Annotated in this window: 14 protein-coding genes; 8 read left to right on the top strand and 6 right to left on the bottom strand. The window is 33.9% G+C overall.

What is annotated here, in order from left to right; translation table 11 throughout:
* Positions 1-4 precede the first annotated feature (4 nt).
* On the bottom strand, positions 5-505 hold the full coding sequence (locus DMB71_RS21360; protein WP_111369633.1) for a pyridoxamine 5'-phosphate oxidase family protein: 501 nt from the start codon (positions 503-505) through the stop codon (positions 5-7).
* A 236-nt stretch (positions 506-741) separates the two neighbouring features.
* On the opposite strand from DMB71_RS21360, the gene DMB71_RS21355 reads away from it, so the two are divergent.
* Positions 742-1,173 (top strand): response regulator, encoded by a 432-nt coding sequence (locus DMB71_RS21355; protein WP_111369632.1) that lies wholly within the window; start codon positions 742-744, stop codon positions 1,171-1,173.
* Here DMB71_RS21355 and DMB71_RS21350 read toward each other — a convergent pair.
* A complete protein-coding gene (locus DMB71_RS21350) occupies positions 1,163-3,979 on the bottom strand; it encodes a PAS domain-containing protein (RefSeq protein WP_111369631.1) in 2,817 nt (938 codons plus the stop codon). The two genes, DMB71_RS21355 and DMB71_RS21350, sit on opposite strands and share 11 nt — an antisense overlap.
* A 198-nt stretch (positions 3,980-4,177) precedes the next feature.
* On the opposite strand from DMB71_RS21350, the gene DMB71_RS21345 reads away from it, so the two are divergent.
* Together DMB71_RS21345 and DMB71_RS21340 are read left to right on the top strand one after the other, a co-directional pair.
* Entirely contained in the window at positions 4,178-4,519 is a 342-nt protein-coding gene (locus DMB71_RS21345; protein ID WP_111290385.1) for a hypothetical protein, read from the top strand.
* A gap of 372 nt (positions 4,520-4,891) precedes the next feature.
* Positions 4,892-5,728, top strand: coding sequence for a hypothetical protein (locus DMB71_RS21340; RefSeq protein WP_111369630.1), 837 nt, complete (start codon positions 4,892-4,894; stop codon positions 5,726-5,728).
* Between the two features lie 68 nt (positions 5,729-5,796).
* Here DMB71_RS21340 and DMB71_RS21335 read toward each other — a convergent pair whose 3' ends face one another.
* Positions 5,797-6,057, bottom strand: a complete 261-nt coding sequence (locus DMB71_RS21335; RefSeq protein WP_111369762.1) for a SemiSWEET family sugar transporter — start codon at positions 6,055-6,057, stop codon at positions 5,797-5,799.
* A gap of 109 nt (positions 6,058-6,166) precedes the next feature.
* Positions 6,167-7,012: an SDR family oxidoreductase gene (locus DMB71_RS21330; protein ID WP_111369629.1), complete on the bottom strand. Its 846-nt coding sequence runs from the start codon at positions 7,010-7,012 to the stop codon at positions 6,167-6,169.
* Between the two features lie 385 nt (positions 7,013-7,397).
* On the opposite strand from DMB71_RS21330, the gene DMB71_RS21325 reads away from it, so the two are divergent.
* Genes DMB71_RS21325 through DMB71_RS21305 form a run of 5 tightly spaced genes read left to right on the top strand, consistent with a single transcriptional unit; the run spans position 7,398 to position 13,973 of the window.
* Positions 7,398-8,612, top strand: a complete 1,215-nt coding sequence (locus DMB71_RS21325) for a hybrid sensor histidine kinase/response regulator (RefSeq protein WP_111369628.1) — start codon at positions 7,398-7,400, stop codon at positions 8,610-8,612.
* 18 nt (positions 8,613-8,630) lie between these two features.
* On the top strand, positions 8,631-12,197 hold the full coding sequence (locus DMB71_RS21320; protein ID WP_111369627.1) for a response regulator: 3,567 nt from the start codon (positions 8,631-8,633) through the stop codon (positions 12,195-12,197).
* Positions 12,198-12,214: 17 nt separating this feature from the next.
* Positions 12,215-12,574 (top strand): response regulator, encoded by a 360-nt coding sequence (locus tag DMB71_RS21315; protein WP_111369626.1) that lies wholly within the window; start codon positions 12,215-12,217, stop codon positions 12,572-12,574.
* Positions 12,575-12,588: 14 nt separating this feature from the next.
* Positions 12,589-13,401 carry a CheR family methyltransferase gene (locus tag DMB71_RS21310; protein ID WP_111369625.1) on the top strand — a complete coding sequence of 271 codons (813 nt, stop codon included), beginning with the start codon at positions 12,589-12,591 and terminating at the stop codon, positions 13,399-13,401.
* Entirely contained in the window at positions 13,380-13,973 is a 594-nt protein-coding gene (locus DMB71_RS21305) for a chemotaxis protein CheB (RefSeq protein ID WP_111369624.1), read from the top strand. The genes DMB71_RS21310 and DMB71_RS21305 overlap by 22 nt, the downstream gene beginning before the upstream one ends.
* A 69-nt stretch (positions 13,974-14,042) precedes the next feature.
* Here DMB71_RS21305 and DMB71_RS21300 read toward each other — a convergent pair whose 3' ends face one another.
* A complete protein-coding gene (locus tag DMB71_RS21300) occupies positions 14,043-14,807 on the bottom strand; it encodes a porin family protein (RefSeq protein WP_111369623.1) in 765 nt (254 codons plus the stop codon).
* A 12-nt stretch (positions 14,808-14,819) separates the two neighbouring features.
* A complete protein-coding gene (locus DMB71_RS21295; protein ID WP_111369622.1) occupies positions 14,820-15,941 on the bottom strand; it encodes a hypothetical protein in 1,122 nt (373 codons plus the stop codon).
* Between the last annotated feature and the right edge of the window lie 159 nt (positions 15,942-16,100).

Here is a 16,100-nt window from a genome sequence, read left to right as displayed (position 1 = left end):
AAAACTACAATTTCAAGCTTCCCTCAATTCCGTCATCCATTGTTTTTCCTGTAATAAAAGCAGCCGTCATTTTTGCAATGGCAACCATTTTTCCGTTTTTGTTATTCCAATAATACCCATCTTCGGGAACAAATTTTATGACACTCAAATTAGGATCATCTATGCCTCCTGGCATCCAGATTTTTACTACTGGATCCCATAATTTTTCGATGGTTTCTCGATCGTACGAAACGCTTGCCGTTCCATGTAAGGTTAAAAATTTATCATGAGGTTCTGCAAAGAAAATTTCAACCATCGGGTTTAATGTAATTTCTGCATTCTGACCACTGTTTCTGTCCGATAAAAACCATAGATTTCCCAAATCATCAATTTTCTGTACAGACATCGGTCGAGATTGTATTCTGTATTCGTTATATGTACAAAACATACACGTTTTAATATGCGCAGCAAGATCTTTTATTTTATCTACTGCAAATTCATCTGTAAGGTCTTTATGATCGCCCATAACGTTATATTTTTTTAAGTTCTTTTATATTTAATTATTTGGCATACGAGAAAATATTTCTCAAAATGCCGAAAGTAAAGTTGGCTCTTTTTGTACTTTTTTAGATTATATAATTAAACTTTTAAATTATGAGATTTCAATTTAGTTGTTTTGTAAGAAATTAACTCCTATATTAATTTGTTAAATAAAATTGCACTATATTTGGTGGTATTAAAATTTCTAAGCCTAAAAATACCATGACAGATTTTACTATATTTTATACCGATGACGATGAAGATGATTTATGTATTTTTGCTGATGCAGTAGAATCGATACCTCACAATATCAATTTACAAACGTATTCAGGGAGCCAAAACTTTTTGAACGCTCTTTCAGATTCATCTGTAATTCCGTCTGTTGTTTTCTTAGATTTAAATATGCCTGGAAAAAATGGATTTGATGTTTTAGAAGAACTTCGAAATTCTGATGATAAAAAAGACATTCCTGTCGTAATTTATTCCACTTCAAGCGAACCAGGCAATATTGAGAGATGTCTTAAGCTTGGAGCCAACTGCTTTATTACCAAGCCTGTTTTAATGAGTGATATTATAAAAGCAATAGAACATGCAATGAAGATTGATTGGAAAAAATTTATTCCCAACCAATCCAATTTTGTATTTAAATATTAATTTCTGATAAATCTGGAATATAAATATTAAAGACTGAACCTTTTCCTTTTTCGCTCGAAACAGTTATAAAGCCTTTGTGGTTTTCTACAATTTTTTTTACAATAGCAAGACCGATTCCTGTTCCTCGATATTCGCTTTCGGTGTTTAAGCGCTGAAAAACTTCAAATATTTTTTCTTTATAAACAAGTTCAAAACCAATTCCATTGTCCGAAACTTGGAGATGATGGTACACTTTAAATTCAGCATTCGGAATCAATTTTCCATCAACTTTTGTGACCGATATTTTTACTTTTGGAGGAATGCCCGGACGCGAAAATTTTAAGGCATTTTCTATCAAATTGTGAAGCAACTGTCTGAATTGAAATTGTATCAGAGTGGCTTCTCCTAAATCGTGATATTCTACAATGGCATTTTTTTCTTCAATTCGATCCGAAAAATCACTTATAACTTCTTCGGCAATTTCATCAATTTTAACTGTTGTAAAGACACGATCGGCAGAATTGGCGCGAGAATAGGTGAGCAAATCCTGTATTAGATTTTGCATTTTCTTTGCTGAAAATTCAATTCTGGCTAAATAGGTTTTAGCATTCGCCGAAATATTCTGTTCGTCCAAATCGGACAATCGGCTGGCAAAAGTCTGAATTTTTCGCAAAGGCTCCTGAAGGTCATGGCTTGAAATATAAGCAAACGACTGCAACTCGATATTCATATTAACAAGATCTCTATTTTTGAGTTCCAGCTGTGTTGTACGTTCAATAATCTGTTCTTCCAGCTGATTGGTAAAGTTCTTTTGTTCTTCTATATCAGTACTAGTTCCTACCCACATTTGTACTTTTCCAAATTCGTCCAATTGCGCAATTGCACGACTGAGCTGCCATCTATATTCGCCATCATAGCGTTTAAAACGATGAATGAAAAGAAAATCGTGTCCCGTTTTTACAGACTCCATCCAGAGTTTTACATTCTCTTCGCGATCGTCAGGATGCACAATCTGGAGCCAGCCATTTTTTTCAATTTCTTCTTTTAATAGTCCCGAATAATTATAAAAGGTTTCATTAAAATAATTTAGATTGCCCAAAGTATCACTAGTCCAAATGAGTTGAGGCATAGAATCGGCAAGGAGTCTGAATTTTTGCTCGCTTTTTACTAAAACTTGTTGCATATTTTTTTCTACAGTTACATCCATCAAAGTTCCAATCATTTTCGAAGGCATATTATTTTCATCAAAAAAGATTTTGCCATGCATTTTAACCCATCCGATCGAATTGTCGACTTTTAAAATACGGGCTTCATATTTGTAAATGCCTTCCTTTAAAGCCTTTTCGAAAGCTTCTCTAACAATATGTTCGTCTTTAGGAAGAATACGGCTTCGAACGTCTTCATGTACTATTTTAGTGCCTTTTTCAAATCCGAAGATATCAAGAATGTTATCGCTATAAATTAATTTTTTGGTTTGAAGATTTAAATCCCAAGTAGCAATTTCTCCAATTTCTGCAGCCAAACGTGCTCTTTCTTCTGTAGTCTCTACTTTTTTTCGAGCTTTAACTTTAGAGGTCACGTCATAAACAGTGCACATAATTCCAGACGCCTCTCCGTTTTCTTCGTAAAGCGTTGTATATTCGTAATCAAGGTAGAATTTTTTAAGTTTTCCTTTAATATCAACATAGGCAACAGCTTCATTTTCGCTGATTTTCTTTCCATTTACCAGCACTTCATGCAATAATTCTGGATATTTTTGATTGAGTAATTCTGGAAACACTTCTAGCAGAGGCTTGCCAATAAAATCTTTTTCTTCCTTCTGCCAAATATCATGCATCATGGCTTTATTAGCCATTTCGATTACATAATCTTTTCCTCTAAAAATGGCCATTGCAATAGGAGATTCCATAACAATATTGCGAAAAGCAATTTCATTTTCTGTAAGTAGATGTCTTCCTTTAACCTCTTCAGTTACTTCATAAGCCACTACTATGACACCTGTAATCGTATCATTTTCTTCTTTTAAAGGATAAAAAACGAGATTGAAGTAAGCCAATTCCTGTTTGTTGTATCGGTTTAAGGTTACAGCAAATTCATCTTGAGAATAAGGAATTCCAGTTTCGAAGACATTTTTCAGTAAAGGATAAACGGCTTCTTTAGTTTCAGGAAATGTATCAAAAATTGGTTGGTTTAAAATATCGATTTCTTCTTTGTCTACAATGTTAAGATATGTTGTATTTGCCATTTCAGCAATGAAATCTGACCCTTTTAAAATACAGATGCCAAGCGGAATTTGTTTTACAGTGTTTCTAAAACGTCTTTCGCTTTCTTCAAGATTTTTGCGCATAAGGACTTGCTTGGTAGTTTCATTGCAAATTACGAGAACACCGTTTGTTTTTCCGTTTTCATCATTTACAGGACTATAGCTAAACGTCCAGTAAACATCTTCCATTTTACCATTTCTGTAAATCGGCAGCAATTGGTCTTCGTGCCATGTCGCTTCGCCTTTATCCAAAACCTGATCAATTAAGGGTTTTATGAAATCCCAGATTTCAGGCCAATATTCGGCGCCTTTTTCGCCTAGAATCGATGGATGTTTGCCATCATTTCCTAAACTTGGACGATAAGCATCATTATAAAAGCATATATGATCTGGTCCCCAAAACAAGAACATGGGGAACTTGGAGTTTAAAAGAATTCCTAAAGTAGTGCGCAGACTCTGCGGCCATAATTCTATAGGTCCAACAGCCGTTTTGCTCCAATCTTTAGCACGGGTAAGTTGTCCCATTTCTCCTCCATTTGCCAGAAAAGAATAGTTTTTACTCATTAAGGTTTATGTTTATTGGTCTAATAATCAGCTGATTTTTAAACGCTTTTCTGTGTTTCAAATTAGCCTTAGTTAAAATTAATAAAAAATAAATATTCATTTAAAGCCCATTTTTGAATGAGGCAACATTAAAATCAATTGAGTTAATTTTATCTTGTTTCTATACGGAAATTTGATAAACAGTTAAAAATAAAAGCAATGAAAAGGGAAGATTCAAAACACGAAACCGACAATATAAAGAGATATCAGGAAGAAGGTTATACGGTAAATTATTTATTCGAAAATGACCATTTGATAGATTCGGAAAGCAAAGTAGCGTACAAGCCAGAAGATGTTTTTATTGTGGCGCATCATCGCTATGAAGGTATGAGCGATCCAGATGATATGTCAATTTTATATATAATAGAAACCAAAGACGGCGGAAAAGGAACACATTTATTAGGTTATGGTCCAATGGCCGATTTGGAAGAAGCTGAATTTTTTAAAGATATACCCAAAGCCAATTATTCTAAAAATGCAGATATAAACGAATTGACTTAAAAGAATAAAAATAGATTGGTATTTTTATTTTGCTGATGAGCAGTTGTTTCAAATTTATTTGAGGCAGCTGCTTTTTTTTTTTAAGATGCAAAGGTTCAGAGGCTCAGAGGGACAAAGATTTATAATCTTTGTCTCTTAAGCTTTTAGACAAAAAGAGACTGAACCTTTAGATAAAGAAAAGCCTTTGTCCCTTTGCACCTTCTGCACCTTTGTCCCTCCAAATAAAAATTATGAAATATCTCTACAAAATTCTATAAAGATTTGACCGACAATATGACCGAAATTTGGATTATAGAAATGAAGTAAAAACCAAAGTTAGTTTTTGTGTGTAAATAACTACTAACAGATTCATTAAACCAAAACAACCATATAATGAAAAAACTTTACATAAATACTGGAAGCTTTGATGCTGTTTTTAATAATTTAAAAGAAAGTTTTGGCGGAAACTTAAAAGTGAACGTCAATAAAGTGAATGTCAATGAATACAAATTGACAATTAAATCAAAATGGGCAAAAGGGAGTATTTCTGGCGTTCGTTTTGAAAAAGAGATGTCATATTTAAGTTTTGATTTAACTTTCAATCAAGAGGTTAGTTTAAGCATCGAATCTAATCCATTTTCACCTGTATTTTTTGCGTATTGCGAGAATGGAAGTGTTTTGCATAGTTTTGGTTCCAATGGCGCGACTAATTGTCTTAAAAAACAACAATCTGGTATTTTGAGTAATTCTTCTACGATTAATAGTGTATTGTATTTTCAAAGTCATCAGCAGATTCAATTCTCAATAATCGGGATGCCAACAACAATCGAAAATCAAGAAACTGATTTTGTGTCCCAAGTAAAAAAAATATTTACGAGCAATTCTGGAAATTACATTTACATAGGAGATAAAAATCACAAAATCGAAGAGAAATTTCAGAAACTTAAAATACTTCCAAACCAAGGAGCACTTCGTTATGTGTTAATGAAAAGCATTTTGCGAGAAATATTAGAACTAGAGATAGCGCAGCATAGTTATAATTATCTGACGCCATTTGTGCCAATTTTAAACTTTGCTGTTAAACATTTGAGTGAAATCAAGAAACTATCAGATATAGGTTTCGGGCACATTATAGCACCAGCTCTATATCTTAAAAGGAATTTGCAAGCACGAACACTAAAAGGAAAATTATTAGAATTAGAACCTTACAACCAAAAATTAGCTAGCTAGTAAGCATTATTATATCCTTCACTTTCAAAAAAACAGCTTTGACCGAGCTGTTTTTTTCTTTTTAGAATTTATTCTTTTTCAAAATAAAGAATAAAATAAACCATTATAAGATTTAAAATAAGAGAAATACTGTTTGTGATAATTATGGGCAAATCGTTTTTCAAAATACCATAAACTACCCAGATTGCAATTCCGAAAGTAAGCGTGCCAAACATTTTAAGCGAAATCTGCTTCACTTTTTTGGTTTTCCAAACCTTCAGAATTTGCGGAATTGTCGATATCGTCACACACGCTCCAGCAAAAAGGCCTATGATGTCTATGTAGTTCATTTTTTCTTTTTTTAGTTTCAAAGCTACAAAGGCGCAAAGGCGCAAAGTTTCTCAAAGTGAAAAAAACTTTGCGCCTTTGTCACTTTGCCACTTTGAACCTTTAAAAAAATCAACCCACCATTTCCCCGCCATTAATATGAATAAATTGCCCTGTAATATAACTGCTGTCTTGAGAAGCCAAAAACACATACGCAGGCGCTACTTCAGATGGCTGTCCGGCTCTTTCCATTGGATTATCTTTTCCGAAATCTGATAATTTATCGAAGCTGGCCACAATCAAAGGCGTCCATATTGGTCCTGGAGCTACACCATTTACACGAATTTTCTTTTTGGCTAACATTGTCGAAAGCGAACGTGTAAAACTTACAATCGCGCCTTTTGTACTAGCATAATCGGCTAAATGTTCGCTTCCGCGGAAAGCCGTTACAGAAGTTGTATTGATAATAGTATCGCCTTCTTTTAAAAAAGCAAGTGCAGCTTTGGTGATATAAAAGAAAGGATAAATATTGGTTTCAAAAGTTTTATGAAGCTGGGTAACAGTTATTTTTTCTAATTCGCTTTGCGGAAATTGAGTAGCTGCGTTGTTTACAATGATATTAAGGCTTTTAAAAGTGGTGTGACACTTTTTAATGGCACTTTTGCAAAACTTTTCATCTCTAAGATCGCCACTTATTAAAAGGCATTGCTGACCTTCTTTCTCTATCAACGCTTTTGTTTCGAGGGCATCTTTATCTTCTTTCAAATAAACAATGGCAATATTCGCGCCTTCTCGTGCAAAATGTACAGCAACACTTCGCCCGATACCGCTGTCTCCGCCTGTAATAAAAGCTGTTTTCCCTAATAATTTACCGCTTCCAACATAGTTTTCTCTTATAATCTCAGGTTCTGGATTCATCATGTGTTCATTGCCAGGAAGATTCTGTTTTTGCTCGGGAAATGTCTGTTTCTTTTTCATGATTCACTATTTTTAAGCTTTTATTTAAAATTAGCTCTTATATAAAATTCGTATTGTCTTAAAAGGAAATTTGTTTGCCTCAATCAAAACAGAATGATAAATGCTGTATGAAAATACATTCATTTTGTAAAAATGTTAAAATAATAAGAAATTTCTAATAAGCTAGCAATCATACGCTCCGAATAAAACGACGGCAAAAGATGGGAATTTTGTAACTATTTCTGATTTAAATAAAAAACCTGCCTGTTAATTTTTTTATACATTTGAGAATTTCCGCATCGTTTTTTAACAGCTCATTTGCGATTTATTTAAAAAAAATAAGAAAAATTCTATATTTCATTTTAAAATTAAGTATTTTGATTTACAACCGATTTAGCTTTCCATCATGGTATTAATTGTAGACGATATAAGGGCAAATATTATCGCCCTAAAAAAAACATTAGAGCTGCATAATATCGATGTTGATAGTGCCGAATCTGGAGAAGAAGCTCTCAAAAAAATCTTGAAAACAGATTATTGTCTGATTATTATGGATGTTCAAATGCCCGGACTTGATGGCTTTGAAGTGGTAAATATCCTTTCAGGAAATCAGCGCACAAAAGATATTCCGGTTATTTTTCTGTCAGCTCTTAATACAGAAAAAAAATACATCTTTAAAGGATACGAAACGGGTGCTGTAGAATACATTACAAAACCCGTAGATTCTGATTTGCTGATTCTAAAAGTAAAAACCTTCCTTAAAATCTACGAACAACAAAACGAACTGAAAGCAATGAAAGACCTGCTTTCTAAGGAAATCAAAATTAGAAAAGAAGCGCAGGATAATCTGGAAATCAAAATTGCGGAAAGAACCAAAGAACTAGTTCAGAAAAATGAAGAGTTGGAACTCCGAAATCATGAATTACAACAATTTTCCTGGGTGGTTTCCCACGATTTGAATGAGCCTATTCGTAAAATCCAAATTTTCATTAAAATTATAAAAGACCTTTACTTAAAAGCAGACGACAAAGCAGTAGATTATGTAGACCGAACTATAAAATCGGCAGAAAGAATGCAGACTTTGATCACTGATCTTTTGGCTTATTCGAGACTTTCTGCAAAAGTTAAACCTGAGAAAACCGATTTAAATGTGGTTTTGCAGGAAGTGCTTGGAGATTTTGATTATCTAATAGAACGTAAAAATGCAATTATAAAAACCAACGAACTTCCAACTGTTGATAGCATTCCTAGTCAGATGCGACAAGTTTTTCAAAATCTGATAGGGAATGCTTTAAAATTTTCTGGGAATGAAGAAAAGCCGGTAATCGAAATCACTTCAGAAACCATTTTAGAGAAATCAATCGAGAGCCTAACTTCTCCGGAAGGGAAATTTTGCAGAATTACGGTAAAAGACAACGGAATTGGTTTTGATGAAATTTATCTGGATCGAATTTTTATTATTTTTCAAAGCTTAAATGACCGCCAAACCTACGAAGGAACTGGAATCGGATTGGCAATTGCTAAAAAAATCATAGAAAAACACAACGGATTAATCACTGCAAAAAGCAAACCTGGAGAAGGAGCGAGTTTTATAATTGTACTTCCCTTAAAATACGAATAAAAAATAATTTAGAAATATATGAATGGTAATTTTAAAAGAAACTTATTAATCAGTTCACTAGTTTCCCTGCTTGTACTTACGGTTAGTTCTGTTGCTTCCTTTATCAGTATCAAAAGTTTATTAGAGAGTAACTTTTGGGTAAACCATACTCAAGACGTGATTTACAATCTAAATGAAGGTTCGGCAATTATTACAGAAGCTCAGACCAGCATGAGAGGATATTTGCTTACAGGCGATGAGCAATTTGTAGACCGTTTTAATGATTCTGAAAGCAAATCAAACAATTATTTTGATAAACTGGATGAGCTTACAGCAGACAATCCTTCGCAGAGAAAATTACTTGAAGAATTACGCACTAAACGTTCAGGTTTCTTTAAATATTTAAACAATCAAATCGTAAAAAAGCGTTTAAGCAAAGAAACGCTAATTTTTGATTTGAATGAAGGCAGAAATATGATGAATGAGATGAGAGCAATCATCAGAAAAGTCGAAAGTACAGAACAAAAACTTTTAGAAGAACGCAACTCAAATTCAGAACGTTACGGGAATTATAGTTTGATTTTAATCATTGTAGCCTTTTTTATTGCTTTTCTTATTTCGATCGTTTTTATGATCAGAATTTTAAAAGATTACAACGAAAGATCTTTGTTGCAGCGTGAGTTGGAGAAAAAAGATAAAGAAACTGCAGAAAGGCTGGAAGTAATAAGCGGTATTGCTACACAAATTTCTAAAGGGAATTATGATGTTCAGATCGATGATAGAAAAGCCGACACTTTAGGAGCTCTGGGAGAGTCTATTCATAACATGAAAGATTCGTTAAAAGATTCTTTCGAACTATTATCTCAAAAGGAATGGCTTCAGTCGGGTGTTGCGGCTTTGAATGATAAAATGCTGGGCGAAAAAACAATTCAGAAATTATCTAAAGATGTAATTGAATTTTTATGCCAATATACCAACAGCAGCGCCGGAGTTTTGTATGTTGTGGATGGAGAAGAAATGGCAATTGCTGGCGGTTATAGCTACATTCCGAGTAAAAATCGTGAGAGAATCAAGAAAGGCGAGGGATTAATTGGACAAGCAATTGTTTCTGGTAAAATGTTAGAATTGAAAGCGCTTTCGCCAGATAATATTCACATCAATTATGCATTGGGCGAGATTAAACCAACTCATATTGTGGCGCTTCCGCTAATGGATTTTAAAGTTGAAGGTGCAGTTGAATTAGCGAGTATTTACGGCTTCTCGGTACTGCAATTAGAATTCTTGAATTTGGTTGCCAATAATATCGGAATTGCTTTAAAAGCCACGCAAAACCGCAAAAGAGTTATGGAGCTTCTGGAAGAAACGAAATCGCAAGCAGAAGAACTTCAGATTCAGCATAGCGAATTGGAAGCAATAAATGCAGAATTAGAGGCGCAGACCGAAAAACTGCAAGCTTCGGAAGAAGAACTTCGTGTACAACAGGAAGAATTGGAACAAACCAATGAAGAATTGTCTGAAAGAAGTGTTTTATTAGAAGAAAAAAACACCGAAATTCAGAAAAAATCAGAAGCTTTAGAGTTGACAACCCGTTATAAATCAGAGTTTTTGGCAAATATGTCGCATGAGTTGAGAACACCGCTTAATTCAATTTTATTGTTGAGCCGTCTATTGTCTGAAAATAACAATAAAACGATGAACAATGAAGAAATCGAATTTGCAAAAGTGATTCAGAGTTCAGGAAACAGTTTGTTAGGATTAATTGATGAAATTCTCGATTTATCTAAGATTGAAGCAGGTAAAATGGAGCTGGAATTCTTGGATGTTTCAACCAAAGAAATTACAGATAACCTTCATAATTTGTTCTATATGGTGGCAAAAGAGAAGGGGATTAATTTTGAAATTATTGCCAAAGAAGCGCCAATTGTTATTAAAACAGACAAAATGCGTCTAGAGCAGATTTTGAAAAATTTGATTTCGAATGCCATTAAGTTTACAGAAAAAGGAACTGTTTCTCTTGAAATTAAAGTAGATACAGACGATGATAAAATAATCTGCTTTATTGTAAAAGATACCGGAATCGGAATTCCGTTAGAAAAACAGCCATTAATTTTTGAAGCTTTCCAACAAGCCGACGGTTCAACAAAACGTAAATACGGCGGAACAGGTTTAGGATTGTCAATCAGCCGTGAACTAGCTAAATTATTAAGAGGAGAAATCATTCTGCATAGTAAAGTAAACGAAGGAAGTACGTTTACTTTATGTCTTCCAGTTTTAGGATTTGCAATCAATAAAATTTCGGTAAACCAAATTCCAGAGGCAGAAGAAATTGAAGTTCAATCTGAAAATGAAGAAGAAAAAACAAGATATATCAGCGATATTGTACCAGATGAAATTGAAGACGACAGACATTCAATTGCAGAAGGCGATAAAGTAATCTTGATTGTAGAAGATGATATTAGTTTTGCAAAATCGTTATTAGCATTTACTCAGAAAAAAGGCTATAAAGGAGTCGTTGCCGTAAGGGGAGATTATGCTTTGAATTTTGCTTTAATCTATAAACCAATCGGGATTTTATTGGATATCGAATTGCCAATTAAGAGCGGTTGGGAAGTTTTAGAAGAATTGAAAAATCATTCGCAAACCAAACATATTTCGGTTCACATAATGTCTTCGCACAAATTAAAACAGGAAAGTTTGCTGAAAGGAGCTGTAGATTTCTTAGATAAACCAGTTGCTTTTGATAAGATTCCAGAGGTTTTTATGCGTATTGAGCACATCATTAACAAAGAATCTCAGAAAGTTCTAATTATCGAAGATAATCCAAAACATGCTAAAGCATTGGCGTATTTCTTAGAAACCTATAATATCAATTCTGAAATTAAAAGCGAAGTTTCGGCAGGTTTGTCAGCATTGACAAAACAAGAAGTAGACTGCGTAATTCTTGATATGGGAATTCCAGACAAACAAGCTTACGAAATTTTAGATGGCGTAAAGAAAAGCCCAGGATTAGAAAATCTGCCAGTAATTGTCTTTACAGGAAAAAGTTTGTCTATAAAAGAAGAATTGAAAATTAGAAAATATGCTGATTCTATCATTGTAAAAACAGCACATTCTTACCAGAGAATGCTCGATGAGGTCTCTCTTTTCCTTCATTTGATGGAAGAAAAAAAGAATGGAGACCATAAAAAAGAAAACCATAAGAAACTGAATTCGCTAAATAATATTCTGTTTGAGAAAAAAGTATTAATAGTAGATGATGATGTACGTAATATATATTCGCTTTCAAAGGCATTAGAAGCATTTAAAATGAATGTCATTACGGCTTTTGACGGAAAAGAGGCGATCAAAATTTTGGATGAAAATCCAGATACAGATGTGGTTTTGCTAGACATGATGATGCCAAATATGGACGGTTACGAAACGGCGGAAAAGATAAGAAGTAACCCTAAATTCCTTAACTTAGCAGTAATAGCAGTAACAGCCAAAGCAATGACTGGCGACAGAGAGAAATGTATTAAGGCAGGAGCCTCAGATTATATTACAAAACCTGTAGACGTTGACCAGCTATTATCATTGCTGCGAGTATGGCTTTATGATAAAATCTAATCTTTAAAATGCTGTAAATGGGAAAAAAACGCGTGTTGATAGTAGATGATGATTCTAGGAATATTTTTGCTATGGTAAATACCTTAAAAGCAAAATCGTATGATTGTATATCTAGCTCAAGTGCCGAAGAGGCTTTAAAAATATTAAAAGAAGACTCATCTATAGATGCAGTTTTGATAGATATGATGATGCCAGAAATGGATGGCTATGAAGCAATTCCGCTTATAAAAGCAATTCCGTCTCAGGAATCTACATTAGTCGTTGCCGTAACGGCGCAAGCAATGGCAGGAGATAAAGAAAAATGTTTGCAAGCTGGAGCAGATGCTTACATCTCAAAACCTGTAGATGTTGATAAATTACTTCAGATTTTGGGATGAAATTAAAGTGAATTATGATTGAAGATATTGAATTAGAAACTCTTATAAATGATGTTTACGAATATTACGGTTTTGATTTTGGAAGCTATTCCAGAGCTTCACTTAAAAGGCGCGTAAGTCGGGTTTTCTATTTGGATGGATTTAAACATTTTCATGATTTTTTGTCTAAAGTCCGTACAGATCCAGAATATTGTAAAAGAATGATTGACGAAATCACGGTTAATGTAACCGAGATGTTTCGCGATCCGTCATTTTATCTTACGCTTCGAAAAGAAGTTCTTCCATTGTTAGGAACAAAACCTTTTATCCGAATTTGGCATGCAGGATGTTCTACAGGAGAAGAAGTATATTCTATGGCCATTATGCTCAAAGAAGAAGGTTTGTTGCACAAATCAATATTGTATGCAACAGACATAAATGCTTCGGTTTTGGAAACAGCCAAAAGCGGTATTTTTCCGTTAAGAATGATAAAAGATTATGCGGATAACTACCGTGATGCAGGCGGACAACAAGATTTTTCAGATTATTATATTGCCAATTACGGTTTCGCAAAGTTCAACGAGAACCTTTCCGAAAAAATGGTTTTCTCTCAGCATAATTTGGTTTCAGACACTTCATTTAATGAATTTGACCTTATTTTGTGTCGTAATGTTTTAATATATTTTGATAATAATCTACAGAAAAGAGTCGTTAGCTTATTTGACGACAGTTTGGCTGTGCTAGGCTTCTTAGCCCTCGGAACAAAAGAAACGATAAAATATTCTATATCTCAAACCAAATACAAACCATTTGCTAAAGAGAAAATATGGAGGAAAATAAAAGAATAACAAATTGTAAAGTAGTTATAATTGGCGGTTCGGCAGGAAGTTTACAGGCATTATTGCAGATTTTGCCTTTTATAGAAAATCCCATTTCTTTTGCTATTGTCATCGTTGTTCATAGAAAAAACTCAGACGAACAAACCTTAGAAAGCTTAATTGCTTTAAAATCTAAAATCATTGTAAAAGAAGTAGAAGACAAAGTAAAACTTAAATCGGGATTTATTTATATAGCTCCTTCCAATTATCATTTATTATTTGAGAAAAACGAAACACTTTCATTAGATACTTCAGAAAAAATAAACTACAGCAGACCAAGCATAGATGTTTCTTTTGAGTCTGCTGCAGAAGTATATCGTGAACATTTGGTCGGAATATTGCTTTCGGGTTCTAATTCAGATGGGACAATTGGGTTAAGAGCTATTCAGGCATCTGGCGGTATAAGCGTAGTTCAGAATCCGCTTTCTGCAGACATGCCTTTTATGCCTAATAATGCCATCTTGCACACAGTTCCAGATTTTGTTCTAAATATCGAAGAGATTCTTGAGTTTATAAAAGGAATTAATATTGCTGATTTTTGATTAACGATTTTTGATTTCAGATGGAAGAAATCAAAAATCGTTAATCCTCAATCTAAAATCTTCAATCTCTTATTTTTTTTCATCTTCTGGGAGAACTATTTTATTGAGTTCAGCCTCTTTCTGAGCTCTTCTCTGTGCAGCTTTACCTTTCCCAATCGGAATTCCTGCTGTAACATATAAGGATCTGTTGTATTGGTTGTTTTGACCGTCTCCTTTCATTACAGTTACGAGTCCCAAATAATATTGAACGGTAATATTTAAACCATTACCCACATTCATATGATAGCCAGCACCGAAAGCAAGTCCGGCATCTATAACATGAATCTGATCTCTGATGTTTTTCTTATAAACTACATCATCATTATTGATTTCGTTTTTAAACTCATCAAAAGCTTTGGCCAATAAACCAAATTGAGGTCCTGTTTTGAGATAGATATTATTTTTGAATTGGTATTTAATTAATATCGGAACATTAAAATAACGAATTTCGCGATTTACATGACCGCCAGCAAAAGTATTATCCAGATTTTCATCGTTTAAAGAATATACGGGAATATCCTTAGCTCCCATAGGAGATTTTACAATTACGCCAGTATTAATCATCCAAGCGGGATTTTTTCTAGATCTTAAATCAAAATAAAAACCAAGATTGAAACCTGGATTTAAGGCAGAAGATCCCATATTTGAAATCGTAGAAAAATTGGCACCGCCTTCCAAACCAAATTCCAAGAATTCCGAATTGAGTTTGTCTCCAAATATCAAAGAAATCAAGACTTGGGATTGGACTGAACTAATGCAAAAGAAAGTAAAAACGATTAATAAAATCTTTTTCATAAAAATGGATAATTACAGTCCAAAACGGTATTGTAAACTTCCTAATACTTGAGTACGACTTCCTAAGAACCCGCATTCTGCACGAAACATAACATGTTTGCTGAATTGATACTGAGATCCTATAATAAAGTTCCACATATCTTTTGGTCTTTTTTGAAGCGAATATTGCACAGATGAATTTTCGGCGGTACTCAATGCCCCATCTAATGTGCCAAGAATATTGCCAGCACTTTCTAAGGCTCTGTTTGCGGTATTATGTTTTGCAACATTCGCAGGATTCTTTTGTTCGGCTGGTGTTAAGCTATCCCACCAGTTATCAACTTTAGTTTGGTTTTCTGTCACTTTTGCCAAGCCATCATCTACTTTTTGCTGTGCATTTGATAAATCAATAAAATCAGATAAAGGCAAATCTCCGTTAGTGTCTCCAGAAATATGAACTCTAAAACCTCCAACCCAGACTGCTATATTAGTGTCCGGTTTGTTGAATTTAAATGTTTTTCCGAATCTAGGACCGAAAATATAGGAGAATGCAGGTTTGTCAAGCGAACTAATATCAGTCCAAGCCATGTTCATATCAAGTGCAAACCATCCGCCGCCAATACCTATTGTTGGTGTCATACCAATACCAAAAGTAGTAGCATTAAAATTGGCTCTGGTGCTGAAATTAGCAATTTCAGACCAATTGTTATTAGCATCAGGAACCCAAATGCCTGCATTTATTTTTGTTGCCGTATTGGCTTTTCCAAATATTCCATAAATGTTCAAAAAGGGAAGAAGCCAGATATCAGGTCGAATCGTTAATGCGCTTGCTTCGACTGTCGATTTATCAAAGCGTACAATTTCATCTAGATTGTATTGTGGTCCATGATTAAAACCAATTTGAAGATTATTAATTATAATTTCTGATTCCTGCCAAAACCAGTTTACAGATACTCCGGCAGAATAAGGAAGTTTATACCCTTTTTGAGCGACCTTTTCGCCCCAAATTGGTAGAGCGTAAGGGTATTTTTCGACTTTAAGACTGTCTTTTAACTCCTGATTTTTTTGTCCTACAATTTTATCGGTATAAACTTGTCCGAAGACGTGCATGCTGAAAAATAATAAAGAGGCTGATATTAGTGTTTTACATTTCATTGGTTCGAATTTTTTAATGGTGATTAATTAAACTGCGAAAAATAAATTATACTAATGTGCGTAAAGAAATCTCTGTTTATTTTTTGGGCTTATAGAAAAAATGTTTTTGTAAGGGTGAAATTTGGGATTAAAAAAAATGTTAATTAATGTTAAAGTTAA

The sequence above is a fragment of the Flavobacterium tistrianum genome (genome assembly GCF_003254545.1).
Taxonomy (GTDB): Bacteria; Bacteroidota; Bacteroidia; order Flavobacteriales; family Flavobacteriaceae; genus Flavobacterium; species Flavobacterium tistrianum.
This window is presented reverse-complemented; position numbering and strand designations above follow the sequence as displayed.